Raw genomic sequence first — 25,044 nt, forward strand, 5'->3', positions numbered from 1 at the left:
AAAGCGGCTAGATACCTCTAAGATACCTAGCCGAGTCACTTAAAATCCGAAGTATTCTTTGGCGTTGTTGTAACAAATATCTTGAACCATCTTTCCAATCCAAGGAATATCGTTAGGTAGTTCGCCATTTTCAACGTCGTTACCTAGTATATTACATAAAATTCGTCTAAAATACTCATGACGAGGGAAAGAAAGAAAACTACGAGAGTCTGTCAACATACCTACAAAACGGCTCAACAAGCCCAAATTTGAAAGCGCATTGATTTGTTTCTCCATACCATCTTTTTGGTCGAGGAACCACCAACCAGAACCAAATTGGATTTTTCCAGCCACAGAACCATCATTGAAGTTACCAATCATAGTAGCCATCAATTCGTTATCGCGAGGGTTCAAGTTGTAAAGGATTGTTTTAGCTAATTGGTTATTTTCGTCTAATTTACCCAAAAATTTCGAAAGCGCTCTACCTTGGTCAAAATCACCGATTGAATCCCAACCTGTATCAGGACCTAATTCGCGCATCGCACGAAGGTTATTGTTACGCAATGCGCCTAGGTGAAATTGTTGTGTCCAGCCTTTTTCCCAATCCCAAATGGCAAAATGGATCAACATTGCAGACTTGAACTTCAATTGTTCTTCTAAAGTCAACTCACTTCCTCCTTTGATTTTCAAGAAGATAGCAGCAATTTCATCTTCCGTATAATCTTCCGCATAAATCTGCTCAAGACCGTGATCAGATAGCTTGCCTCCCATTTCAGCAAAGAAGTCATGACGCTCTTTCAATGCCCCTAGATATTCTTCTAAAGTCGAAAGACTACGACCTACAACTGCTTCTAATTTTCCGACGTAAGTCACAAAATTCGCTACATTTTCTACAGCCATCGCTTTGTCAGGACGGAAAGTAGGCAATACTTTTACCTCAACCCCATCTTCTTTAATTTTTTGGTGATATTCCAAAGAATCAAGCGGGTCATCGGTTGTACACACCACCTTTACATTCATTTTATTCAACAAACCTCTTACCGAATATTCTGGGGTTTGTAAAAGGGCTGTGCATTTTTCGTAAATATCTTTCGCAGTCGATGGATTCAATACTTCATTGACCCCAAAATAACGTTGTAATTCGAGGTGAGTCCAGTGGTACAAAGGGTTACGCATCGTGTAAGGTACCGTCGCAGCCCACTGTTCATATTTCTCATAATCCGACTTGTCTCCAGTACAATAGGCTTCGTTGATTCCATTTGTACGCATTGCACGCCATTTGTAGTGATCGCCGTACAACCAAATTTGGGCAAGGTTCTCAAATGACTTATCCTCCGCTATCTGGTCTGGTGGTAGATGGCAGTGGTAGTCAATAATTGGCATTTGCTTAGCATACTCATGAAACAAAGTACGAGCTGTTTCAGTCTGTAATAGAAAATTGTCGTCTAAGAAGTTTTTCATCTTTTGAAATTGATAGTAGTTCAAAAAAATTGCTTAAAGTTTGCTGACTCAAGCAAGAGACTGTATTTGGATAATATTTGGGCTGTCGGCTGTGGGTTTTGGAGCTCAATCATCTGAAACTCCGCACTCAAAACTCTAAACTCATCACTTAGAAGCCGTTGTTGAAGTTTTCCCCAACAATCTCGCGTAAGCAACAAACCACTTTTATTAGTTGGCGCCTAACTCGTTGGAGAAAACTCTAACGAGGGCACAATATCTTGGCGTTGAGCTCAATCACCTGAAACTCCGCACTCAAAACTCAACATTCACCACTTACAAAGAAACTCCACGTTTCCATGGAATAAAGTCATCGTGTCCAAGGGCAACAGCTTTGGGTGTGTACTCACCTGAGGCTGTTTTGATACAATATTCCAATAACTCCTCGCCCATTTCGGCAATCGTTTTTTCTCCTGTAATCACAGTTCCAGCATTGATGTCAATAATATCTGACATTCTTTCTGCCAAGGCAGAGTTAGAAGAAATTTTTAAAACAGGACAAATCGGATTACCCATTGGATTGCCTAATCCCGTTGTAAACATGATTACATTAGCACCTGAACCTGCCAAACCCGTCGTACATTCAGCATCGTTGCCCGGAGTACAAAGTAAGTTTAAGCCTGATTTTGTCGCTTGTTCAGTGTAATCCAAGACATCAAAAATAGGAGAATTCCCTCCTTTTTTGGCCGCACCTGCCGATTTCATCGCGTCGGTAATTAAGCCATCTTTAATATTCCCTGGAGAAGGGTTCATATCAAAACCAGAACCAACTGCCTCAGCACTACGTGCATAAGCTGCCTGAATGGTGGTAAACTTATCTGCTAAATCATCACTCACACAACGATTGATAAGTTCTTGCTCAACACCACATAATTCTGGGAATTCAGCTAACATAACCTTACCTCCTAATGCAGAAAGCAAATCTGCGCAATATCCTACTGATGGATTGGCAGAAATTCCTGAAAAACCATCCGAACCACCACATTCTACACCTAAAGTCAGGTGAGATAGTGGAGCAGGTTCACGCTTAGCTTGGTTAGCAATCGTTAGGCCAATAAAGGTTTGCTTGATAGCCTGACGCAACATTTGCTCTTCGTTTCCGATAGCTTGCTGGTCGAAAATATAAAGAGGCTTTGAGAATTGAGGGTCTACCTTGGCAATAGCGTCTTGTAATAATTTTACCTGTGCATTTTGACAACCTAAACTCAAAATCGTTGCACCAGCCACATTGGGATGCGTGATATAACCCGCCAATAGTTGACACAACACTTGTGCGTCTTCGCGAGTACCACCACAACCACCAGTATGCGTCAAGAATTTGATACCGTCTACCTGTGGAAATAATTTACCACGCCCTTCTTCAGTTTGTTCTGTTTCTTCATAAACTAATGCAGAAACATCCACCCCGTTTTTGTAGGCATTTATCAAACTTTGGGTATATCCTTGAAATTGCGAAGCTTTAGCATATCCTAATTCATTCAAAAGCGCATTTTTGATTACCTCGACGTTTTGGTTTTCACAAAAAACCATTGGTACTACCAACCAGTAGTTTGCAGAACCAACACGTCCATCGGCACGATGAAAACCATTAAAAGTACGTCCTTCAAATTTTGAAGTATCTGGTTTGTGCCACTCCAAATTAGGAACACGCTCGCCATAAGACTCGGCAACGTGTTTTACGTTGAAAGTAGTAATATGTTCTCCTTGTTGGATAGGCTGAGCAGCTTTTCCAATGGTAAGACCATACATTTTCAACAAATCGCCCGTGGCGAAGTCAAATTCTGCAAATTTATGTTTAACAGGGACATCTGTTTTTAATTCAATTCCTTCTAGCACCTCCCCTTTTTTGAGGTCTGTCAAAGCTACATAGACATTGTCGCTAGGATTGATTTTGATAGCTTTTGCTTTCATTTTTTTGAGAATGTTTTCTGGTTACAGAAGAAAGTTACTACACTATTGCGGATTTGGGATTGCTGATTTCGGAAGTATTGTAAAGTACATTTCTTTTTAACAAAATATCATGTAAAAACTAGGTTAAAATTCCAAAATCCAACATCCGATATCCAAAATGGAACAAATCCTTCATGAAATACTAACTCAGTACGCTAACCTAAGTATTAATGCAAAATAAAATTGAATTAATACGCTCTAGGCCGTAGGCATTAGGCAAAAAATGTATTCATGATTTTGTTAGAAATACTTTTTGCTTATAGCATATAGCTTAATGCATATTGCTGGCAAAATTCTTTTAATTTTGCCCACTAACTTACTAAGGTATCTTCGCCTTTACGTACAAATATTTTTAGGGTACTCAATACCCCTTCGTTTGTCATTTTGAGTAAATATTCTTTTACCATAGCTGCAAATCCTTTGAGAGCAGTAAGGTCTGTTCCCCACAAGAATTTGTCAGAAAGCACCGCATCAACCAATTCATCAGGAGATAATGAAGCCCATTTTTCAGCAAAATACGCTACTTTGTCGTCCTGAATAAGGTATTTCTCTCCATTGCTCGTGCCATAATATTTTCCATCTTCAGCAAGTTCTGCTTTCATGAAAAGCAAATATGCGGCAAATCCTACCGAAAAATACTCTGGGACACATGGGAAATTTTGATAATACTGTAACAAGGTCGCCAAATTACGCATCTTCATTTTAGAAGTATACTGCATTGTAATGCTCAACCAATTGTGTTGGATACTATCGTTACGGAATCGGTCTAATACCTGACGACCAAAACGTTCTGCTGTCAAAATTGACACTTTGTATGGAATAGATGGAGCTAACTCCGCAAGCATCAAGTTGCTTACGAAAGTACTTAAATATTCGTCTTCCATACCTTCAGATACCGTTTTGAAACCAGCTAGATACGCCAATCCACAACTCAAAGTATGCGTTCCGTTCAATAATCTTAACTTCAACTCACGATACAAATCGATATTGGGCTCAACAATCACACCTTCGTCTACTTGTCCAAACGAAAGAACTTCTTTTACGTGTTCGTCACCCTCAATAGCCCAAAGTCGGTAAACCTCAGAAACAATTAGCAATTGGTCTGAATAACCTAGTTGCGATTCAATCGCCTCTTTCACCTCTGGTTTTGGTTTGCCTGGCACAATTCGGTCTACCAACGAATTACAGAAAGTTGTGGATACCTCTAACCAATCTAAAAAGTCCGTTTCTAAAGAATTCAAATGCGCTAATTCCAATACGATTGATTCCAATTTTTTACCGTTATCAGGAATTAACTCTGTAGGCACAATCACCAAGCCTTTCGACTTGTCGCCATTAAATGCTTTATATCTTTCATACAAAAACGCTAATAACTTTCCTGGGAATGACACAGGAGGTTGATTGTTATTAATATCGTCTTGCACTAATTGAATACCTACTTCGGTAGTATTTGAAATGACAATTTGCATTTCAGGATTGTGCGCACATTCCAACACCTTTTTCCAATCTGATTGTGCTGAAATCACACGGCTAATAGCCGAACTCAAAGTGTATGACTCGATTTGTTCTCCTGCTTGTACCCCGCGCTCACAAATCGTGTATAAGCTATCTTGTTGGTCAAACTCATCGGATGCCCCTGATGTAGATTTTACCACCACAATGCGCCCGTTAAAAACGCCTTGCTTGTTGGCTTTGTCAATAAAATAATCTGGTAACCCACGGAGCAATACTCCTGTACCAAATTGCAATACCTTTTCTGGAAGATTGAGGTCGTTAAGGTTTGGTAAATTCACCGCACATTGAGGCACAATTGAATCCAATTGTGAAAATGAAATATCTTTCATAGCAGTCGTTTTATTCAAGAGGCGTTATGCCCAAAAATGATATTATTCTAAGGATACGTTTAAAACTCTGTAGTTTTGTAAAATAAGTTTATATCAAATGTTTAGCACCTGCAAGCGAATATGAGAATGTTTTTACGCAATCGTTTTCGGCATCGTTCCCGAAAATTATTCCCTCCGTCAATTTTCCATGACTTAGAGATATTACACTTAATCGTTCAGAAATTAGAATTTGTATTTTTTAAAGAATAGAAACTGTTGGAGTTTTTTGAGTGATGAGTTCTGAGTGAGGAGTTTTGAGTAGTAATGTTAAGTAATTCTCAATATTCATATTCACAACTCAGCACTGGAACAATGCGAAGGACTCTAAAACTGTCTATTTCGGATATCGGATGTGGGATTTTGGAAGTGTAATTGTCTATTTTTGTAAAAAATAAAGGTATTTTAATTTATTTCCGAAATCAGAAATCCAAAATCCGCAATTGTTGGAAATCCTCACTCACAATTCAAAATTCACAACTCTGAACTCAAAAAAAAGGCGGTAGTAAGATATTCTCACCACCGCCCTTGACTTACTTTTTAATGGTGGCTTGTTTTAGAAGCCATTCTGTTAGGTATTTAGCAGCTTTAAAGTTTTCGTATTGCAAAGGAAGACGTTTGCCATTGAGGTATTCGTTGTAAATCCAAGGGTCACCAAGGACAAATACTGTACCTTTACCAACTTTGGCTGTTGCCATGATTACATCGCCACCTTCTTCCAAGATCGGTTTTGCTGGTGCTTTTGTTTCTAGGGTTACCAATTCTTTTACATAAATTTTCTTCACATCCTTGAAAATTGGATGATTATTGAATTCAAATTTACCTTGCTCAAATTGATCATTTTTCACCATATTGCGGTTTTTATTGGTAAAACTAATACCAAACGCCTTCGTCAATTGATTGAAATGCTTGATTTCAGCATTAGATGTATCATTGGCCAACAAAACCAATACACCACCTGCTTTTACCCAGTCAGAAATAACTTTTACGTCCTTCTCCTCAACATAGTTTGGTGCTGGAGTTTCTTTTGGCGTATCTGGGTCAACAATAATAAATACGCTCGCATTTTTCAAATTCTGAGCACTTGGCGCTTCTTCTAAAGTACCTAATTTAGCTCCATATTCATTGAAAACTTTCCCCCAAAGCGAGTATCCTGAATCCTTACGGTCGTACCAAGTATAGTGATAGGTTTCTTTTTCACCAGTAAAACCTTTGCGATATTCACGGTTGAAGAAGTTATCTAACATAACTGTTTTACCCTTGCCAATCGACAAGGTAGGGAATGTTTCCATCTCAACACTTGCCATGATGAATGGGCCAACACCTTTTAAATCATCCTGACGGATTTTTTCACTTAAGTAATATTCGTAGCTACCATCGCGGTAAGGAGTACCTCCCAAACCAGAAACCTGTACAGTCTTTTCTAAGTGAATCAAACCATTGGCATCTGTAGAAATAAAGTTTTTCAAAATACCTTTATAGCCTTTTTGTGCCGCAACCATATAGGCTGGACTTAAATATCCTAAACGAACGCCTTTCACAATCGAATACACAAACATCGAAGAACCAGAAGCTTCAAGGTAGTTGCCTTTACCACCGATTTTGTCAGTTACTTGATACCAACAGCCCTCTTTAGGGTCTTGATACTTGATAACGGCTGGAATGATACGTTGTAAAATAGCTACTAACTCACCACGACGTGGGTGGTTGGCAGGAATATAATCCAAAACGTCTACTAATGCCATTGTGTACCAACCAATTGCACGGCTCCAGAAGTTCGGAGACTTACCTGTTTTAGGGTCTGACCACTTCTGCTCACGGCTTTCGTCCCATCCGTGATACAACAAACCTGTCTTATCGTCACGACCATTTTTTTCCATCCAAACAAACTGATTGATGATATCATCAAAGTTTTTGGAAGGACCAAACATTGCCGTATATTCTGCATAGAAAGGCTCAGCCATGTATAATCCATCCAACCACATTTGGTTTGGATAGCGTTTTTTGTGCCAAAAACCACCTTCTTTAGTACGAGGTTGTTCTTTCAACTGCTTCATTAAATTATCCGCAGCTAAGCGATATTTTTCTTTACTAGTTTCATGATACAAAGTCAACAATAAACGACCAGGCGTAATCATGTCAAGGTTGTAATCGTCGATTTTATAGGTACGGATATTACCTTTGTCGTCTACAAACTGGTCAACTACTTGCTTGATATAACGGAAATATTTAGCATCGCCTGTATGATACCAAACATTTTCGAGTGACTTCATCATCAAGCCCATTTCGTATTCCCAATGAGCGTTTTTCTTTTCAGCACTGTAAGTAATGGTATCCTTGTGAACGGTTAGCATGGTATTTGCCATTCGTTCTGACCAAGGCAACGACTGCTGTACTTGAGCAAAAGCCGAATTCGCCATCAATGCGCAAACTGTCAATATTTTTGCAGTTGTCTTGAACATAGGTTTTGTTTTTTGAATGTTTTAGAATGTTTTGAGAGATACGCTCTTTTAAAATTTTATGACTTTAGTTTCCATAAAGAGCACCTTTTCAATTCAGGATACTCTTTATGAGATTATGTCACGAAGTTACTTACTTCTTCAAAAGAACACTTGAAGGCACTTTTTCTCCAAGTTCAACGTCTTTTTTTGCTTGCTTGGTATCTGTATTAACCAAACGAACACTTTTGTTACGTTCTCCCGTTATTTTCAGTAATAAGTCAGTCGAAGCACCTTTATACTGAATATTGTCTAAGGTAATTTGTTGTCCATTCTGAATTTGTATCGTCGTGGCATCCTTAGAAAGAATACTTACATTTTTGAGATTGATATTCTCAGCTTCTGTGCAAATCATTCCTTTATCAGATTCCAAAATCGCATCTTCTAACCAAACATTCTTGATAGGCATTTCAGGCAAACCTCTAATAAACAACGCCTTTTCGGCACCACGACATACGATATTTTTCATGTAGAAATCCTTGAAAAGTGGCGTTCCTGCACTAACTGGCTCAAATTTGATTTCAGGAATATCTGTCTTCTCGCCATACACAGGCACTGGATCTTTGGCAGCGTAATACATATCAAACAAAATTGCTTCGCCAGGGATATTGGTCATTCCAATGTCGCTGATATAAATATTTTCCACTACTCCTCCACGACCACGTGCCGACTTGAAACGTAACCCAATGTCCGTTCCCATAAAGGTACAGTTGTTGACAAACATATTTTTGACACCGCCAGACATCTCGCTACCGATCACGAAACCGCCGTGTGCATGATATACAAAGCAATTATTAATCAATACATTCTCGGTAGGCACACCACGTTTACGACCTTCCTCATCACGACCAGATTTGATACAGATACCATCGTCGCCCACATCAAATGTACAATCTTCAATCAAAGCGTTTTTACAAGATTCCAAATCTATTCCATCTCCATTTTGTGCATACCAAGGGTTTTTAGCTTTCACGCCCTTCAAAGTAATATTGTCACACAACAATGGGTGCAAACACCAAGCTGGTGAATTTTGGAAAGTAATCCCTTCTAGCAATACATTTGAACAACGTGTGAGTGACAACATATTTGGACGAAGGAAGTCTTTGATATATTCAAAATCTTTTACCTCTTTTCCATCTTTCAATACGCCTGGCAGTTGAACCGTAGAACCCAAATATGATTTCTGACTTGGATACCAGTTATTTTTGTCAGGACTCAACAAACCACCTGATGCAATGAGTTTTTCCCAAGCACCTTGGGTCATTTTTGAACGTTTTACTGGACGCCACGCATCGCCTGCACCATCCAAAACACCAAAACCTGTAATGGCTACATTTTCCAAATCTATTCCATAAACTGGTGCTTGACAACGAGCAGCAGTTAAGCCTTCGTAAGTAGTACGAATCAAATCAAAGTCTTCAAATCGATTACTAAATTGAATCAAGGCACCTTTACGCAAATGCAAATTAACATTGCTCTTCATAACGATTGAACCCGTCAACCAAACTCCTGATGGTACGATTACGGTACCTCCACCTGCTTCGCTACAAGTAACAATAGCCTTATTGATTGCTTTGGTGTTTAGCGTTTGTCCATCTGCTACCGCGCCGAAGTTGACAATATTAAAAGTATCTTTCTTGAAAACAGGTGTCGAAACCTTTGGCAATTCGTAAACAAATTTGGTAGGATATACAGACTTTTTGAAATACGATTTCAGTGGTAAACCTAAAGACGCCATATCTTCACAAACCAAGCTAGCCATTATTTCAGCACCGTATCTAGAGAAATGTGTATCGTCAGAAGCACCGTCTTTATAACGAGCATATACATTTTTAGGATAATGTAAGAAAAGTTTCTTTGACCCAGCTACACCATGTTGTTCGATCACTTTTTGCGATTTTTGGTGTAAATCAATCATCGGTACTTTCAACTCTTTTGCCAAAGCTTTTACCACATCAGGGTAGTCTTGATGTTGGTCCACAAACTTACCACCTTCATCAAATTTGCGGCGCATCACAGGTGTAATCAACACAGGGTTGCCACCTTTAGCACGAGTATCGTTGACAAATCGAGTTAAGTTTTGCTTGTAAAGTGTTTGCGAAGGTGCCGAACGAGTCGTATCGTTCACTTTTTGATCATTATGACCAAACTGAATCAAAACCCAGTCACCTTTTTTTACCTTGTCTATTACCGTTTTCCAACGACCTTCGTTGATAAAGCTTTTAGTACTACGACCATTTACGGCATGATTTTCAATTTTGATTTCATTCGTAAAAAATTCTGGTAAAACCATTCCCCAGCCTGTTTCTGGCGCAGCGTTTGCCGCCTTATCAGCCATGGTTGAGTCTCCACACAAAAAAATAGTAGTACGAGTATCTTCGAGCTTAAAGCTGAATATGGTAAGAAGAGTGAAGGTAAATAAAAGGACTTTTTTCATTAGTTATTGTTTATTTGAAACTCCTAATGGAGCTACCCCGAGGGGTTCTTCTAGCAATTGAGTAATTATGTGATTAAGTGATACAAAATGCTTTTTCAGAAAATATTACTTCAAGATTTCAATCAGAAATACTGATTTCCCTTGGCTTTCTCCCTCCCAAAAGAAGGGAGAAGCTAGGTCAAGGTTTAGAGGGTTCAAACTATCTATCCAAAAACTAATTATACATACGATGGCTATTAAGTTGTTCCGTAAAGAACACTGTATCTCTGAATATTTCTTTTTGACTTTTTCAGGGAAATAGTAGAAACAATTCTACTATATAGTTGCTGTAAGACGGTGTCAAGTTAGAATTGTCCAAATCTAAGGACAAATTTTTACAGGAAAATATTTACGCAATCGTTGTCGGCAACGTTGTCAAGCAGTCAGGAATTTTGATTTATTTAATAATATTTGGGATATTACCTTGAAAATCGTAGATTAGAATAGTTTTACAGAGAAGCAAGTTATCTTTGTAGAAAATTGTACAAAAACAAGATTAGCTTTGGAAATCGCAACCATAAAAGATATTGCAAAGGCACTAAATTTGTCGACCTCCACTGTTTCGAGGGCGTTGAGGGGAAGTTATGAAATTAACCCCGAAACTAAGCGAATTGTATTGGAATGTGCCGAAAAACTGAACTATCGCCCCAACCCTATTGCCCTTAGCCTTAAAGAAAACCGTAGCCGTGCTATTGGTGTAGTTGTACCCGAAATTGACAATCCATTCTTTTCTCAAGCTATCAACGGCATCGAATCCATTGCATACAACCGTGGATACCATGTAGTAATTTTTCAAAGCCATGAGTCCTACGACCGTGAAGTAGTTAATATTCAACACCTTGCCTCACGTCGTGTCGATGGTGTTTTGATTTCGCTTTCTGGACAAACAACCCACGTTGAGCACCTGAAAGAATTACATAGCAAGGGTATGCCAATTGTATTTTTTGATAGATTTTCAGACGAAATCAATACCCATAAAGTTGTGGCAGATAACTATCAAGGTGCATTTGACGGGACCGAGCATTTGATAAAATCTGGCAAAAAGTACATTGCTCATTTGGCGGCTTCTCCTACGCTTTCAATCACTCGTGAGCGTATCAGTGGCTACCAAGCAGCCTTAGAAAAGCACGGTATTCCTTACAACGAGGATTTTGTAAAATACTGTAATTTTAGCATTGAGGACATGGAAAAGGTGATTGATGAGCTTTTGTCACAACCCATTCTTCCTGACGCTATTTTTACGGTAAGCGACCGTCTAGCCATGGCATGTTTAAAGATTCTGAAAAAACGTAATATTCGTATTCCTGAAGATATGGCATTGATGGGCTTCACCAATTTGAAAGTAGCAGAATTACTTTCTCCATCTTTCACCTCGGTGATCCAACCAGCCTTAGAAATGGGACAACGAGCAGCAGAATTGCTACTAGATATGGTAGAGAAGAAAAGCAAAAACCCTGTTTATCAAACGGTAAAACTTCCCACAGAGCTGATTATTAGAGATTCAACTAAAATAGTTACAGATTAATCTTTAGAAATTAATTACGAAGGGACAAAAGCATATACTTTGCTTTTGTCCCTTTTAATTTTGCACCTGTTATCGTGTTTTTATGAATATTTTTCATTTGATAAAGTAGAAAAAAAGAAACATCATCTTTCTTCGTTGAGTAACTATCAGAATCTAGTATTTATCCTATAGGCTATCAAAGCCCATTTTATCTAAACATCATGAAAAAATTAAGCATCACACTTTTATTCTTAGTTATGGCTACATTGGGAAGTATTGCACAATCAAAAGATGAAAAAGCAGTAGCTGAGTCAGTTGAAAAATTGCGTTTGGCAATGATTGACCCAACCAAAGAAGCCCTAGAAAATATTGCTACCGAAGATTTATCGTATGGTCACTCAGGTGGTAAAATCGAAAACAAAGCGCAATTTGTAGAAGCTTTAGTGAGTGGTAAATCTGACTTCAAAACGATTCAATTGACAGACCAAACGATTAGTATTCATGGCAAAACGGCGATTGTTCGTCATAGTTTAGCTGCTGAAACATTGGATAGTGGTAAGGCAGGAAGCGTTAAACTTTTTATTTTGACTGTTTGGAGTAAAGAAAAAGGAGGTTGGAAATTACTCGCTCGTCAGGCAGTTAAAAATTTGAATTAAAAACATTACTCGCCCATAGAATCTCAAGCCATGCCATCACAAGCATGGCTTTTTTAGTTTTGACTTAAGACTTTCCAAAAAATCGAGTAACTTTGATAAACTCATAATTATCAATAGCATACCTAATGAAAACACTATATATTGGTTTGCTGGCTATACTCTGTAGCTGGCCTTCTTCGCTTTCCGTTTATGCTCAATCCTGTGGATGTAATTTTACTATAACTAAGAGTGGGGCTTACAGTCCCAGTAACTTCAATGCCCAACCGGGGCAAACTATTTGTGTTCAAGCTGGCACTTATACAAACCTATCTTTTAATAGCTTTCAAGGGACAGATAGCCAACCCATCATTATAAAAAATTGTGGAGGACAGGTCATCATTCAAAATACTACGAATGCCGTAGCCATCAACTTTTCGAAAAGTAAATTCATGAAGCTATCAGGAATAGGTGATGCAAATGTTAATTATGGATTTAAAGTAGCGGGCACAGGTAATAACAGTAGAGGCATTAGTATTGCCGATAAAAGTAGCAATATTGAAGTAGAGAAAATTGAGATTCAAAATGTTCAAGGTGCGGGTATTGTAGCACGTACAGAACTCGCATGTGATAGCACTACATGGAGAGATTATTATACCATGAGAGCCATTAAAATACATGATAATTATGTTCATGATGTAGTGGGAGAAGGTATCGCAGTAGGCGAGCCATCCTATGGCACTCCCAAAACTATCAACTGCAATGGTGTAAGTGTATCTAAGTTTACACACCTTATTGTAGGTCTTGAAATATATAATAACATCTTTGAGCGCACAGGTAGTAAAGGCATCCAATATGCCAATTCACCCGACGCACAGGTACACCATAATATGATTAAAAATTGTGGAAAAGTGCCAGGCTCAACCACTCTCAACAATGCCGTGGCCATGAATGGCGGCGCTGGCGGGAATTTTTATAATAATACCATTCTGGATGCTGAAGGAGCAGCCATTGTGATGTTTGGTTTTCTAGGAAACCAAATGATATATAACAACCTAATTGTCAGACCAAAAGGCAACGCCATTTTCTCAGATTCTCGTCCTGGCTCGATCCCTGATACCTATTTACGTATTGCTCAAAACACGATTATCTCTCCCCAAACTGAGGCATTGAAACTGTACAGCTCGATCCATAATTATGAGATTGTAAACAATGTGATGTTAAACTCAGGAGTAGGGAAATTCATTTCGCCACTCTCCTCATCGGTTAGAATAAATGCCCGAAAAAATTATCTTAACGGTGTAGTGGATGCATCGTTTTATGAAAATACTAGTGCCGAGAATTATCGTCCGCTAAGTCATGCTCCTGTGATTAATAAAGGCGAAAACTTAAGCGCTTGGGGTATCACAACGGATATAACAGACCAGCCTCGACCAAACGGTGGTGACTTTGATATTGGTTGTTTTGAATCGGCATCGGCAGTAGCTACCTATGTTCCTAGCTCATGTGATTATACTATTATTCAAAGTGGTGATTATTCTGCCTTAAACCTAAGCGCTGGACCAGGCAATACTGTTTGTATTCAAGCGGGAACCTACACAGGACTCAAATTTATTGGACTCAATGGTACAGCCAACGAGCCAATTATTTATAGAAATCTTGGAGGGCAAGTAATTTTTCAAAATACGACTAACAATCAAAATGGTTTAAATTTTGATAACTGCCGTTATTTCAAAGTAACTGGCACGGGAGACCCTAATGTTTATTATGGACTAAAAGTAGCTAAAACAGGCTCTGGAGGCATGGGAATCACAGTAGGTGGCAAAAGTAGTGACTGCGAAATTGAACGTGTAGAAATTTCTAATACTGGCTTTGCTGGTATTATGGCAAAAACTGACCCCAACTGCGATTCGACTACATGGAGGGGGAACTTCACCATGTATAATGTCAAAATTCATGACAATTATATCCATGATGTCCCTGGTGAAGGCTTGTATATTGGTAATTCGTTTGCTGCTGGAGGAATGACTATCAACTGCAATGGCGTAAGCAAAGTAGTACCTCCTCACAATATTTATGGTCTTCAGGTTTATAACAATCAGTTAGAAAGAACGGGGTGCGAAGGCATACAGTTTGGTTGTTCTGTGGATGCCTTAGTACACGACAATACTATGATAGATACAGGAATTAGCCCGTTTGATGCCTATCAGGCTAATGGCATACAGATAGGCGGAGGTTCTGGTGGGCTATGCTATAACAATAAAGTCGTCAATGCTAGAGGAACGGGTATTATTATGGTAGGTTTTTTGGGTAATCAATCTGTATTCAATAATGTTATCGTGAACTCAGGTTATAATGGCATTTTTGCAGATTCTCGCTCCTGCTCTATCCCAAATACTTACTTAAGAATAGCCAACAATTCAATTATAGGCTCTGCTAGTGATGCCATCAAATTATACAGTTTGATTCATACGCATGAGGTCGTCAATAATTTAATTGCCAATCCAGCCACTGGGAAGTATATCGTTAAATTGGGCAGTCCAGTGATTGTAAACGAGCGTAACAACTTCAAAACACTGGATATAAGTCAGGCACAACTCAATAATCCTAGCAATGGTAATTACTACCCTATAGTTGGTTCTCCACTGGTCAACACTGGCGAAAACCTTTTACTTTGGGGTATCTCTTTTGACAGAGATAACAATGCAAGACCTTACGGCAGTACACATGATATTGGCGCATTTGAATTAATTCCTCCAGGCGGTTGAGTATTTGGATAAATTCTTCTGTTTTTCCTCATGTTGTGGCATAAAGTACAGTCACGACGTGAGGATTTTTTATTTAAAAAGCGATAAGTATCATTTCTTATAAATTGGGAAAGTGATTTTTTTTATTGATTTTTAACAAAAAAGTAACAAAACCTTATTGAGGTTATCTTAATTTATCCATGCAAGAAATTATTATCAAAGAAGTTATAAGTCCAAGCGAACTCAAAACATTCGTTTATCTTTCTGAAGAACTCCATGAGAAACGCCCAAATTGGGTACCTCCTATTTATGCAGACGAATGGATTTTCTTTGATCATAAAAAAAATCCTGCCTTCGAAGTCGCAGATACTATCTTATTTTTGGCCTATATGAATGATAAGCCCGTAGGTAAAATCATGGGCATTATTCATCGTGAATACAACGAACTTCAGCATATTAAAGAGGCTCGTTTTTTTCATTTAGATAGTATTGAAAATATTGATGTAGTAAAATTGTTGATAGACGCAGTCCAGAGTTGGGCAAAAGCTCAACACATGGAAACTCTGGTAGGTCCGTTTGGATTTTCTGAAAAAGACCCACAGGGCTTCCAGATAGAAGGGTTTGAATATTTACCTGTCATCGCTACTGCCACAAACCCACCTTATTTACCTCAATTCTTAGAAACATTAGGTTTTGATAAATTGACAGATTGCGTGGTTTATAAAATTGACATTCCTGCTGAAATACCTCCATTTTATCAAAGAATTTTCGACCGAGCACAGCGTAATCCCAACATTAAGCTACTTAATTTTACGTCAAAAAAAGCACTTAAACCTTACGTAGTTCCAATCTTTCGGTTGGTAAACGAAACCTATAAAGATCTACTAGGCTTTGTTCCACTTTCGGAGGCTGAAATGCAAAAAATTGCTAAAGCGTATCTTCCAATACTAGACCCAGACTTTGTCAAAATAATTGTTGACGAAAACAATGAACCCATTGCCTTTGTCGTGGGCTTACCTGATATGAGTAGAGGTTTGAAAAAAGCTCGTGGCAGATTATTTCCTTTTGGATTTATCCATATCCTTTTGGACGCACGAAAAAACAAGCAATTAGATTTGTTGTTAGGTGCCGTAAAACCCAATTACAGAGGTTTGGGCTTAACCACGCTTCTAGGTGTAAGTATGATACAAGCTGCACAAAAACGAAAGATGGAATTTATGGATACGCATTTGGTACTAGAAACTAACCATACCATGCGTGGGGAAGCTGAAAAGTTGAATGGAGAGGTTTATAAAAAGTATAGAATTTTCCAGAAAGCCATTCTTTAGTAAGTTATTGGGCAAAATTAAAATAATTTTACCCGCAATAAGCAGTAAGCTTTACGCCGTATGCTGAAATCGTAAAAGTGTTTATAATAAAATCATGATTACTTTTTGATAAATGCCTACGGCTTACAGCCTAAAGCACTTTAATGGCATTGATTATCAAAATCATTTTCAAATCCGCACATTTTCAATTTTTCAAATTGAAAAAAAATCCCTTCAGTTTTGAAGCTGAAGGGATTTTTTAATTCTAATATTCGTGTGGAAGTGCTACGTCAACCAATTCGTTCCAAGGTAAACCGTGAACGTTCAACATTGCCATAAATGGATCTGGATTCATTTCCTCGCAGTTCCAAACACCTGGCTTGAACCATTCGCCAGTAATCATCATCATAGCGCCAAGCATAGCAGGTACACCAGTCGTGTAACTTACCCCTTGTGCTTGAACTTCACTCCAGCAATCTTGGTGCTTACAGTTGTTCCAAACATAGTAAGTTCTATCTTTACCATCTTTGATACCTTTGATTTGGCAACCAATAGAAGTTTCACCTGTATAGTTTTCTCCTAAAGTTCCTGGCTCTGGCAATACCGCTTTCAAGAACTCTAAAGGTACAATATCAATACCTTTAAATTTGATTGGCTCGATTGAAGTCATACCTACATTTTGAAGTACGTTCAAGTGAGTCAAATATTGCTGACCGAAAGTCATCCAGAAACGAGCACGTTTAATCGTTGGGAAGTTTTTCACCAAAGATTCTAACTCTTCGTGATACAACACATACGATTCTTTCGGACCGATACCAGGATAATCAATAGCTTTGTGGATTGACATTGGAGGAATTTCTACCCACTCTCCATTTTCCCAATAACGACCGTTTTGAGTAATCTCACGGATGTTAATTTCAGGATTGAAATTGGTAGCAAAAGCCTTACCATGGTCACCAGCGTTACAGTCGATGATATCCAAGTAATGCATTTCGTCGAAATGATGCTTGTTGGCATAAGCCGTGTACACTTGTGTTACACCTGGGTCGAAACCACAACCCAACAAAGCCATCAAACCAGCTTGTTCGAAACGCTCCTTATAAGCCCATTGCCAAGAGTATTCAAACTTAGCTACGTCTTTTGGCTCATAGTTAGCAGTATCCATATAGTGTACGCCTGTCTCAAGACAAGCATCCATAATGGTCAAATCTTGGTACGGCAATGCCACGTTGATAACCATCCAAGGTTTCACTTCGTTGATAAGTGCAACCAATTCTGGTACGTTGTCAGCGTCAACTTGTGCAGTTTGCACAGGTGTTGGCAAACCTATTTTAGCACATTCTTCTGCGATGGCATCGCATTTACTCTTGGTACGGCTCGCCAATACGACCTCCGAAAACACGTCGGGATTCATGGCACATTTTTTCGCTACCACATTTCCTACACCACCAGCACCAATGATTAAAACTTTCTTGCCCATTCCTTAATGTAAATGTAAATGATTGAGTTATGAATGAAAATATTGGCGCAAAATTACATAATTTCAAGATAGCTTTCGCATTAAGACCTTGTTAAATTTGTTTTTGGAAAAAGTGGTTCCGATTTAAGACATTTTGCACTAGTCTTTCTAAAAACATATTTGATTCCTTATTGAGAGATTGTTTGAAGAGCGCTTTTTTTACCAGTAAATCCCTTACTTTTGCGTCTTTTTAGCATAAAAGACATATATCCCCTTCACGATGAATCCTACTAATGCTGTTTTTATAACTGCTTTATCCATTATTGGTCTTGGCTTTTTCCTCAAATATAAAGGCATTATTACTGAGAAAGAAGGTAAAATTATCACCAAACTTTTGGTACATACTACCTTTCCAGCTTTGGTTTTTGTTACTATTATGCGAGTTAAAATCGAAGCGGATTTGTTATTGCTTCCAATTTTTTGCATCAGTTTCAGTGCTATTTCCATGACGATTGCAGGTTTGCTTTTCAAAAGTCAAACTAAGCAACTGCGTGGTTTATTGACTATGGCAAGCGGTGGTTTTAACTTAGGACTATTTGCATTTCCACTTATTGAAGGCATTTGGGGACCCGAAGGGATGGTATTCGCAGCTTTATTTGATATGGGTAACTCTATTGTGGTGTTTTGTATGGTATATGGGACTGGGGTTGTTTTTGCAGAAACTAACGAAGCTCAAGCCGTCAGAAAAAGAGAGAAACTCAAAAAGGCATTTCTCAAAATCTTTACGCTCCTACCCTTTCAGGCTATGTTGTTAGGCTTATTTGTTAACTTAACCAAACTTGAATTACCAGAGGTCTTGGTTAATATTATTGATATTTTGGCGAAAGGAAATAAGGTGTTGGTATTGCTAATTATGGGTATTTATTTGAGCATTGAGCTTAAACCAGAAATTTTCAAAAAAATCGCTAGCGTATTGGTTATCCGTTATGCTGTTGGTTTAACCATGGGTTTTTTATTGTATTACAATCTTCCTTTCGAGCCTCTGTATCGCAGTATCGTCTTAATCTGTATGATTCTGCCTGTAGGGATGACTTTGCTCCCATTTGCTGATGAGTTAGGATATGACTCCAAAATTGCTGGGCTTTTAGTCAATATTTCGATGATTATTAGTTTTGCGTTGATGTGGGGCTTGGTACTCGGAATGGGACTTCGGTAAGTGCTGAGTTGGGAGTTTTGAGTGAGGAGTTGTCCTTTGTCCTTTTTCACTGAATTTTGAAAAACAGTTTAAAACTGTTTAAAAAAGTAAGTCCAAGACTAAGTCTTGAACTAGGAACTTCAATTTTGTCCAGTAATCAGAAACCCACACTACCTCTTAAATTATCTACTTGAAAAACAGGAGATTAACTGTTTTATTGCTATTTTCAACCTGAAATATTACTATTAGAGTTTGTTTTTGGATTTTTCTAAAACTATTAAGTATAAACCACTAGATAACTCTAATTTTGCGACCTCAAAATACTTTTGTCGAAGGACAAATCTTACATTATGAATAGTCAGCAAAGAATCGCAGGGTTTGGATTAGCCATTTTTGCCGCCATCACATGGGGCGTTTCAGGAACATTTGGGCAGTTTTTATTTAGTCAACGAGGTATCAATCCTGGTTGGCTAGTAACGCTACGTTTGTTAGTAGCGGGTAGTATTTTATTGATGATTGCCCTTTTTCGTGGTTTAGATTTATGGAAAATTTGGAGTAACAAAAGAGATACACTGTTGCTTCTGGCATTTAGTGTGTTAGGAATGGTGGCAGTACAATACACTTATTTTGAAGCAATTCATAAGTCAAACGCTGCAACAGCTACCGTTTTACAATATATGGGACCTGTTTTTATTGCGATATATATGGCTTTTAAACAGAGAAGGTTACCCAATTTTATTGAATTTGTAGCTATTATTTTAGCTCTTTCTGGCACATTTTTATTGGTTACCCATGGCAAGTTTGGAAGTTTGGCTATCTCTACTGAAGGTCTTCTGTGGGGCATTGCGTCCGCAGTTGCCCTAGCGATTTATAGCTTATTACCTGTTGGTTTGATGAATCGCTACGAAGTGACTACCGTAATTGGTTGGGCAATGTTTGTGGGAGGTGTTATTTTTAGTTGTGTTTTTGCGCCTTGGAAAGTATCAGGCACTTGGGATTCGCAGTCTTTTGCTTACACGGGTTTTATCCTATTGTTGGGTAGCTTGGCAGCATTTTATGCCTTTTTGAAAGCAGTAACCATTGTTGGAGCTCAAACCAGTAGTTTGCTTGCCTGCGCAGAACCTCTTTCTTCTACTGCGATGGCTATTTTCTGGTTGAATACCCCTTTTGGCAAAATTGATATGTTAGGAAGCTTCATGATTATGCTCACGATAGGTGTATTAGCACTTTTTGGTAGAAAAAACTAAAATAGACTTAGCTATGATTTAGTGAGTTGTGGTTGAGTGATTGTGTGATTTTTAAAATAATCACTCAACCACCATTCACTAAATTTAAGATGTCTACCAATTATTGTCCTGATTCTTATCCGATTTTACGGGTGCCAACGGTGGTGTTGGTGGCGGTGGTAAACTTGGTGCTGAAGCTGCGCTTGGAGCTTTTGGTGGCTTCGGTGGTTTTGGTACCGAAGAAGCCTTAGGCGCTTTGGGAGGTTTAGGAGGCTTTGGCAAGCGATACCCCGAACCATAATGTCTATTTTTTGACCAATATTTACCTTCTGGGTCTATTTCCTCAATTGCCTTAGCGTGCACTTCCATCTCTTTACCAATCTCTTCAATAGGCTTTGAAAGCTTATCCATTTCTTTTCCAAGACTATCCATTGGAGCGGTATTTATTTCCATTTTCTTAGATACTGACTCCATTTCCTTAGAAGCCTTTTCCATCCTTTTCTCAATTTCTACACGCTGTTTTTCAATAGCATTCAACTCTTTCTGAACCTTTTTATATTCATCAGATTTTTTGTCGAGGTTAGCAACTGTCATCTCCAACTGTACTTGTTTCCCTACTAATGTACCCAATTCTCCCCCTAATTTTCCGATTTGATCAGAAAACTGTTGAAATGGTTTTTGGTCAATTTGCATTTTTGCCCCTAAACTTCCCATTTGTCCAGCTAGGTCTTGAATTTGCTTTAGATAAGGATCCATTTTCTTCTGCAACTTTTCAATTTCTTGCTCGTGCTGTGCCACTTTCAAGCTATCTGGGTCGTTAGCTTCATCTTGAGTGGCTAGGAGTTGTGACAATTTGCTCTCTTCTGGTTCTGGATTTGGAATATTCGTATCTTTTTGTTCTTCAGAAGTACTGATTAGCGTACTTTCTGCCAAAATTTCCTTAGAAGTTTGTGCCAGCGTTTTTACCGATTTGTTAAAAAGCTTTGATGCTTGCGCTTTTACCTGCGTAAAGTTGAGACAGCAGAAAGCCAACGCTAATACTACTACCGAACTAATAATACCCACAGGGTTATTAGTTTCTTGCTGAGGCATACCCAAAATACGCTGGATTCTGCCTAATAATTGAGGTTTATTGCCTGAAAAAGCCATAGTCAATGATGTTTTTGATTGTTGTCTAAAGGTTTCTACAAACGTTAGCGCTTTTGCCAAATACAATTTACTTTGGCAAATCTCCAACGCCCAATCATCGCAGCAGTTTTCGCGGTCTTGACGAATAGTTTCGCCAATTACCCAAACCAAAGGATGATAGAAAAAGAGAATTTCAATCATTGACTGGATAATGTTAATCAAATAGTCATGGCGCTTGATATGAGCCAATTCATGTGCAAAAATCGCTTTAATTTCTCCCTGACTCAAACCTGTTAAAAGACCAATCGGTACAAGTACCATAGGTTGCCAATAGCCAATTGTGAGCGGTGATTCCACCAGTTGAGACTCACGAATTTCTACAGTTCGAGAAATATCAAATTGATTAAGAAGTTGTTTAAAGAGGTTTTCTGTTTCGGTATCTACCAAGTTTGTATGTTGCCAGCGCAACTTTTGCACATAAAAATACCCACCAAGCAACCTTAAGGTCATTATTGCCATGCCCAAAATCCATAACATTACCAGCCAATCTAAATGTAAATTGAGCCATGTAGCCATTTGTTCCCAAACGGAAGTCAATACCACTGGCGATTGAGTAGTAGGTTCAGAGGTTGATACATTTGTTAGCGATTGTGGATTTCCTACCCCGAAATTGAATACTTTGGCAGATACATCTTTTGGAAAAGTCTTCCAAAAAGTAAAACCCGAAATCAAGAATTGTGAAAACAATACACCGATTCCCGACCAATAACGTACAGAGGTATTTTGTCGATAAAGTGAACCGATGAATTTATACAAAAAGAATAATAGGCTTAGTTGCCATAGCGAATGCACCAAGGTCCATGCCAAAGCATAGATAGTTTGTGGTGACAAAGGAGCTTCGAAATATTGCATGGCTAATTATTTTGTTCTAGTTGAGCAATGAGTTTCTTGATTTCGTCGAGTTCTTCTGCCGAAGTTTGGTGATTTCCCAAAGCCTGCATCACGAGCTTCATAGCCGAACCTTTGAATGCTGTATCTACAAATATATCAAGCAGTTGCTGCTGTGTTTCGTCTTCGCTTACTGCTGATTGATACAGGTGATAGCGCCCTTCATCGGTACGTGTGACTAGCTTTTTCTCAAACATAATTTGCATCAGTTTGAGTGTGGTGGTATATCCTATCTCTCGCTTTTTATTGAGCTCGTCATTTACTTGTCTTACAGTCGCTTGGCCTAGCGCCCATAATACTTGTAAAATTTCTAATTCTGATTCTGTGGGCTTTATCATGATAAAAAAGTTTACTACGAAATATTTCGTAACAAAGATACTACGAAAAGATTCGTAATTGCAAATTTTATCTACGAAAAATTTCGTAGATAAAATTAACTAATTGAATATCAGAAATTTATATAATTATATCTAAATATAAAATGAATCTAGTTTAGAACTGTCATAAAAAAAGTCCAAGACTTAGTCTTGAACTAGTAAGTTTTATAATTTCATAAAAATACCTTTATCTCCATAACTTACCGTAAAATAAGTCTGTAGTTCTTTTAAAACTATTTGCCTAGTGCCTTATGCCTGTTACACTTATAGCAACTGTTTGGCAGTCACGTACAATTGACCAAAATGACGAGTCGTATGTTCAGCCGCGTGGAAAATCAAACCTATTACATTGGTAGGAATTTGCTTGCGACCGATACCTCTGGGTTGTAATAAGTCTGCTTCGGAAAGCTGTTTGAGATAGGATATATATTTTTCTACTTGTAAATCAAATCGCGCTAGAAAGGTTGCAACTGTTTGATTTTCTTGAGGAGCTACTTTTTCAAGATTTAGCAAGTCAAATTGCTCTGGAGATAAAGTATTTCCTTCGGCATAAGTTTGAAGTCTATCTAACACACCCGAAAGATGTTGTAAATGAAAACCAACCGAAGCTACACCATGAGGCCTTTCCCAAAGTAAATCGTCAGAAAAATCTTTCAACAAATCATGTAATTCTTCTTGAACTTGCAAAACAGCATGAGCTGCGGGTTGTACTAAAGCGGGGATACCTTCGATAGGTCCACGCATCCAAACTTCTAGGGGAGCAGACATTTTAGGATTGGGGATTTTGTGGTAATTTGAAAAACTATTTTTCAGTTTATAAACTGTATAAAAAATAAGTCCAAGACTAAGTCTTGAACTCGTGATGACGTTGTTGATTAATGTATATTCCACAATCCAACATCCGCAATCTCAAATCAGAAAGGTCTTCTAGCTGTGGCATAGCAACCCATCCAGTAAGTTGAAATGAGGTTATCTTCACGAACGCCTTTCGAAGATGAAGCATGAATGAAATAGATTTCTTTGGGGCCTCGAATTTCGGTAATCATACCTGAATGATTAACTTCTGCAACATTGCCTTTATCTGTAACAAAAAATACCAAATCTCCAGGACGCAATTGATCCAAATCTTTCACTTCTTTTCCATAGCCTGATTGTTGTACAGCCCTTCTCGGAATGTTGACGCCCATTTCTTTAAAAGTAGCAAATAACAAACCCGAACAATCCATGCCTTTAGAATCAATACCTCCAGTACGATACGGAACCCCCAGATACTGACGAGACACATCAATCAACTTTCTTACTTCTCTCGACGAGATTACCATAGGTCTACTTGGACTTGTAGGACGCTTGGTAGTTGTAGTAGTTTTGGAAGATTCTTTTCTGCGAAAAAGTGCACAAGAATCTAATAAAAACGGTAATAAACCTAGAAAAAGGAGCTTGATATAAATTGATGTGGTAGTCGTTTTCATGAGATTGGTAAGGATTTAATCTGGGTAAGTTTTTCTAAAAGCAAGTTACAAAATTCCCCATTTTCACCAAGTGTAATTTCACCACAAGTATATGGTATTTTATCATTCGGTAAGACAGGTTGAGTTTCTAACGAAAAGCCTCTGACAAATCTTATATTTGGTGGAATTGTACTTAAGTAATCGTGCAGAATAAGATTTAAGTTATGTGTTTAGGCACTAGGCAACAGGCACAAGGCACAGAGTGTTAAAATGTTTTTTATTACCCACCGCCGAAAGCCGTTACCTGAAAGCCCCAAGCATAATCTTAAATTTTATTTCGCCCAAAGCATTGACTTGATGGTAACGCATATCGATTTTCCCTGATTCGTCGACTAACCCAATCAAATGTCCTTTGATAATTTTACCTCCAGCATATTCAGAGGTTAAAATATTTCCTTCTTGTTTGTAATAAAAGATTGTTTCTGCGGAGGTCTCTCCATTTTCAGTATTGCTGATGGGGGCAAATTTCTTGTTGTTGTAGTTTATCATTAAATAGCGTTTTGTTGAAAGGCAAAATTAGACATGATTTCTTATTTTATTCAATAAGATCGATAGGTTTGATATTCAAGACTTGAATAATTTGAGATACCTCTTTGATCGTTGGACTTCGTTCGCCTTTTTCAATTCTTGAAATTGTAGATTGTGGAATGCCAGTCAGATGTGAAATATAGCTTTGTTTGAAGCCAAGTTCTAGGCGAGTTTGACGGAGCTTTTTTAGGTTGAACATACATTT

At 38.3% G+C, this 25,044-nt stretch carries 18 protein-coding genes; 6 read left to right on the plus strand and 12 right to left on the minus strand.

Going from position 1 to position 25,044, the window contains the following annotated elements:
- Positions 1–39 precede the first annotated feature (39 nt).
- The 5 genes from uxaC to GVN22_RS02270 all read right to left on the minus strand — a co-directional run bounded on the left by uxaC (position 40) and on the right by GVN22_RS02270 (position 10,241).
- Entirely contained in the window at positions 40–1,440 is a 1,401-nt protein-coding gene (gene uxaC, locus GVN22_RS02250) for a glucuronate isomerase (RefSeq protein ID WP_166549449.1), read from the minus strand.
- Between the two features lie 312 nt (positions 1,441–1,752).
- Positions 1,753–3,387 (minus strand): UxaA family hydrolase, encoded by a 1,635-nt coding sequence (locus tag GVN22_RS02255; RefSeq protein WP_166549450.1) that lies wholly within the window; start codon positions 3,385–3,387, stop codon positions 1,753–1,755.
- A gap of 350 nt (positions 3,388–3,737) precedes the next feature.
- Positions 3,738–5,270 (minus strand): tagaturonate reductase, encoded by a 1,533-nt coding sequence (locus GVN22_RS02260; protein WP_166549451.1) that lies wholly within the window; start codon positions 5,268–5,270, stop codon positions 3,738–3,740.
- Positions 5,271–5,839: 569 nt separating this feature from the next.
- Positions 5,840–7,768, minus strand: a complete 1,929-nt coding sequence (locus tag GVN22_RS02265) for a glycoside hydrolase family 105 protein (protein WP_205690757.1) — start codon at positions 7,766–7,768, stop codon at positions 5,840–5,842.
- A 130-nt stretch (positions 7,769–7,898) separates the two neighbouring features.
- Complete coding sequence (locus GVN22_RS02270) at positions 7,899–10,241, minus strand: glycosyl hydrolase family 28 protein (RefSeq protein WP_166549452.1); 2,343 nt, start codon at positions 10,239–10,241, stop codon at positions 7,899–7,901.
- 541 nt (positions 10,242–10,782) lie between these two features.
- Here GVN22_RS02270 and GVN22_RS02275 point away from each other — a divergent pair.
- The 4 genes from GVN22_RS02275 (at position 10,783) to GVN22_RS02290 (ending at position 16,491) form a co-directional block, all read left to right on the plus strand.
- A complete protein-coding gene (locus tag GVN22_RS02275) occupies positions 10,783–11,805 on the plus strand; it encodes a LacI family DNA-binding transcriptional regulator (RefSeq protein ID WP_166549453.1) in 1,023 nt (340 codons plus the stop codon).
- A gap of 200 nt (positions 11,806–12,005) precedes the next feature.
- Entirely contained in the window at positions 12,006–12,440 is a 435-nt protein-coding gene (locus GVN22_RS02280; protein WP_166549454.1) for a nuclear transport factor 2 family protein, read from the plus strand.
- A gap of 125 nt (positions 12,441–12,565) precedes the next feature.
- A complete protein-coding gene (locus GVN22_RS02285) occupies positions 12,566–15,184 on the plus strand; it encodes a right-handed parallel beta-helix repeat-containing protein (protein ID WP_166549455.1) in 2,619 nt (872 codons plus the stop codon).
- 179 nt (positions 15,185–15,363) lie between these two features.
- Entirely contained in the window at positions 15,364–16,491 is a 1,128-nt protein-coding gene (locus GVN22_RS02290; protein ID WP_166549456.1) for a hypothetical protein, read from the plus strand.
- 244 nt (positions 16,492–16,735) lie between these two features.
- Here the strand turns inward: GVN22_RS02290 and GVN22_RS02295 are convergent, their stop codons facing one another.
- Positions 16,736–17,950, minus strand: coding sequence for a saccharopine dehydrogenase family protein (locus GVN22_RS02295; protein ID WP_166549457.1), 1,215 nt, complete (start codon positions 17,948–17,950; stop codon positions 16,736–16,738).
- A 259-nt stretch (positions 17,951–18,209) separates the two neighbouring features.
- Between GVN22_RS02295 and GVN22_RS02300 the strand changes: the two genes are divergently transcribed.
- Together GVN22_RS02300 and GVN22_RS02305 are read left to right on the plus strand one after the other, a co-directional pair.
- Entirely contained in the window at positions 18,210–19,145 is a 936-nt protein-coding gene (locus GVN22_RS02300; RefSeq protein WP_166549458.1) for an AEC family transporter, read from the plus strand.
- Positions 19,146–19,474: 329 nt separating this feature from the next.
- Positions 19,475–20,371 carry a DMT family transporter gene (locus GVN22_RS02305; protein WP_166549459.1) on the plus strand — a complete coding sequence of 299 codons (897 nt, stop codon included), beginning with the start codon at positions 19,475–19,477 and terminating at the stop codon, positions 20,369–20,371.
- A 93-nt stretch (positions 20,372–20,464) separates the two neighbouring features.
- Here the strand turns inward: GVN22_RS02305 and GVN22_RS02310 are convergent, their stop codons facing one another.
- The 6 genes from GVN22_RS02310 to GVN22_RS02335 all read right to left on the minus strand — a co-directional run bounded on the left by GVN22_RS02310 (position 20,465) and on the right by GVN22_RS02335 (position 25,038).
- Positions 20,465–22,390, minus strand: coding sequence for a M56 family metallopeptidase (locus GVN22_RS02310; RefSeq protein WP_166549460.1), 1,926 nt, complete (start codon positions 22,388–22,390; stop codon positions 20,465–20,467).
- A 2-nt stretch (positions 22,391–22,392) separates the two neighbouring features.
- Entirely contained in the window at positions 22,393–22,764 is a 372-nt protein-coding gene (locus GVN22_RS02315) for a BlaI/MecI/CopY family transcriptional regulator (RefSeq protein WP_205690758.1), read from the minus strand.
- Between the two features lie 303 nt (positions 22,765–23,067).
- Entirely contained in the window at positions 23,068–23,571 is a 504-nt protein-coding gene (locus GVN22_RS02320; RefSeq protein ID WP_166549461.1) for a DinB family protein, read from the minus strand.
- A gap of 146 nt (positions 23,572–23,717) precedes the next feature.
- On the minus strand, positions 23,718–24,272 hold the full coding sequence (locus tag GVN22_RS02325; RefSeq protein WP_205690759.1) for a C40 family peptidase: 555 nt from the start codon (positions 24,270–24,272) through the stop codon (positions 23,718–23,720).
- Between the two features lie 279 nt (positions 24,273–24,551).
- Positions 24,552–24,800, minus strand: coding sequence for a hypothetical protein (locus GVN22_RS02330; protein WP_240915546.1), 249 nt, complete (start codon positions 24,798–24,800; stop codon positions 24,552–24,554).
- Positions 24,801–24,846: 46 nt separating this feature from the next.
- Positions 24,847–25,038, minus strand: coding sequence for a helix-turn-helix domain-containing protein (locus GVN22_RS02335; RefSeq protein WP_166549462.1), 192 nt, complete (start codon positions 25,036–25,038; stop codon positions 24,847–24,849).
- Positions 25,039–25,044 lie beyond the last annotated feature (6 nt).

Origin of the sequence: Cellulophaga sp. BC115SP (assembly GCF_009905545.1) — a bacterium.
GTDB classification, from domain to species: Bacteria; Bacteroidota; Bacteroidia; order Cytophagales; family Spirosomataceae; genus Flectobacillus; species Flectobacillus rivi.

Excerpts from the sequence above, each read along its gene's own strand:
- uxaC (WP_166549449.1), bottom strand. The coding sequence starts at position 1,440 with ATGAAAAACTTCTTAGACGACAATTTTCTATTACAGACTGAAACAGCT.
- GVN22_RS02255 (WP_166549450.1), bottom strand. The coding sequence starts at position 3,387 with ATGAAAGCAAAAGCTATCAAAATCAATCCTAGCGACAATGTCTATGTA.
- GVN22_RS02260 (WP_166549451.1), bottom strand. The coding sequence starts at position 5,270 with ATGAAAGATATTTCATTTTCACAATTGGATTCAATTGTGCCTCAATGT.
- GVN22_RS02265 (WP_205690757.1), bottom strand. The coding sequence starts at position 7,768 with ATGTTCAAGACAACTGCAAAAATATTGACAGTTTGCGCATTGATGGCG.
- GVN22_RS02270 (WP_166549452.1), bottom strand. The coding sequence starts at position 10,241 with ATGAAAAAAGTCCTTTTATTTACCTTCACTCTTCTTACCATATTCAGC.
- GVN22_RS02280 (WP_166549454.1), top strand. The coding sequence starts at position 12,006 with ATGAAAAAATTAAGCATCACACTTTTATTCTTAGTTATGGCTACATTG.
- GVN22_RS02285 (WP_166549455.1), top strand. The coding sequence starts at position 12,566 with ATGAAAACACTATATATTGGTTTGCTGGCTATACTCTGTAGCTGGCCT.
- GVN22_RS02290 (WP_166549456.1), top strand. The coding sequence starts at position 15,364 with ATGCAAGAAATTATTATCAAAGAAGTTATAAGTCCAAGCGAACTCAAA.
- GVN22_RS02295 (WP_166549457.1), bottom strand. The coding sequence starts at position 17,950 with ATGGGCAAGAAAGTTTTAATCATTGGTGCTGGTGGTGTAGGAAATGTG.
- GVN22_RS02300 (WP_166549458.1), top strand. The coding sequence starts at position 18,210 with ATGAATCCTACTAATGCTGTTTTTATAACTGCTTTATCCATTATTGGT.
- GVN22_RS02305 (WP_166549459.1), top strand. The coding sequence starts at position 19,475 with ATGAATAGTCAGCAAAGAATCGCAGGGTTTGGATTAGCCATTTTTGCC.
- GVN22_RS02310 (WP_166549460.1), bottom strand. The coding sequence starts at position 22,390 with ATGCAATATTTCGAAGCTCCTTTGTCACCACAAACTATCTATGCTTTG.
- GVN22_RS02315 (WP_205690758.1), bottom strand. The coding sequence starts at position 22,764 with ATGATAAAGCCCACAGAATCAGAATTAGAAATTTTACAAGTATTATGG.
- GVN22_RS02320 (WP_166549461.1), bottom strand. The coding sequence starts at position 23,571 with ATGTCTGCTCCCCTAGAAGTTTGGATGCGTGGACCTATCGAAGGTATC.
- GVN22_RS02325 (WP_205690759.1), bottom strand. The coding sequence starts at position 24,272 with ATGAAAACGACTACCACATCAATTTATATCAAGCTCCTTTTTCTAGGT.
- GVN22_RS02330 (WP_240915546.1), bottom strand. The coding sequence starts at position 24,800 with ATGATAAACTACAACAACAAGAAATTTGCCCCCATCAGCAATACTGAA.
- GVN22_RS02335 (WP_166549462.1), bottom strand. The coding sequence starts at position 25,038 with ATGTTCAACCTAAAAAAGCTCCGTCAAACTCGCCTAGAACTTGGCTTC.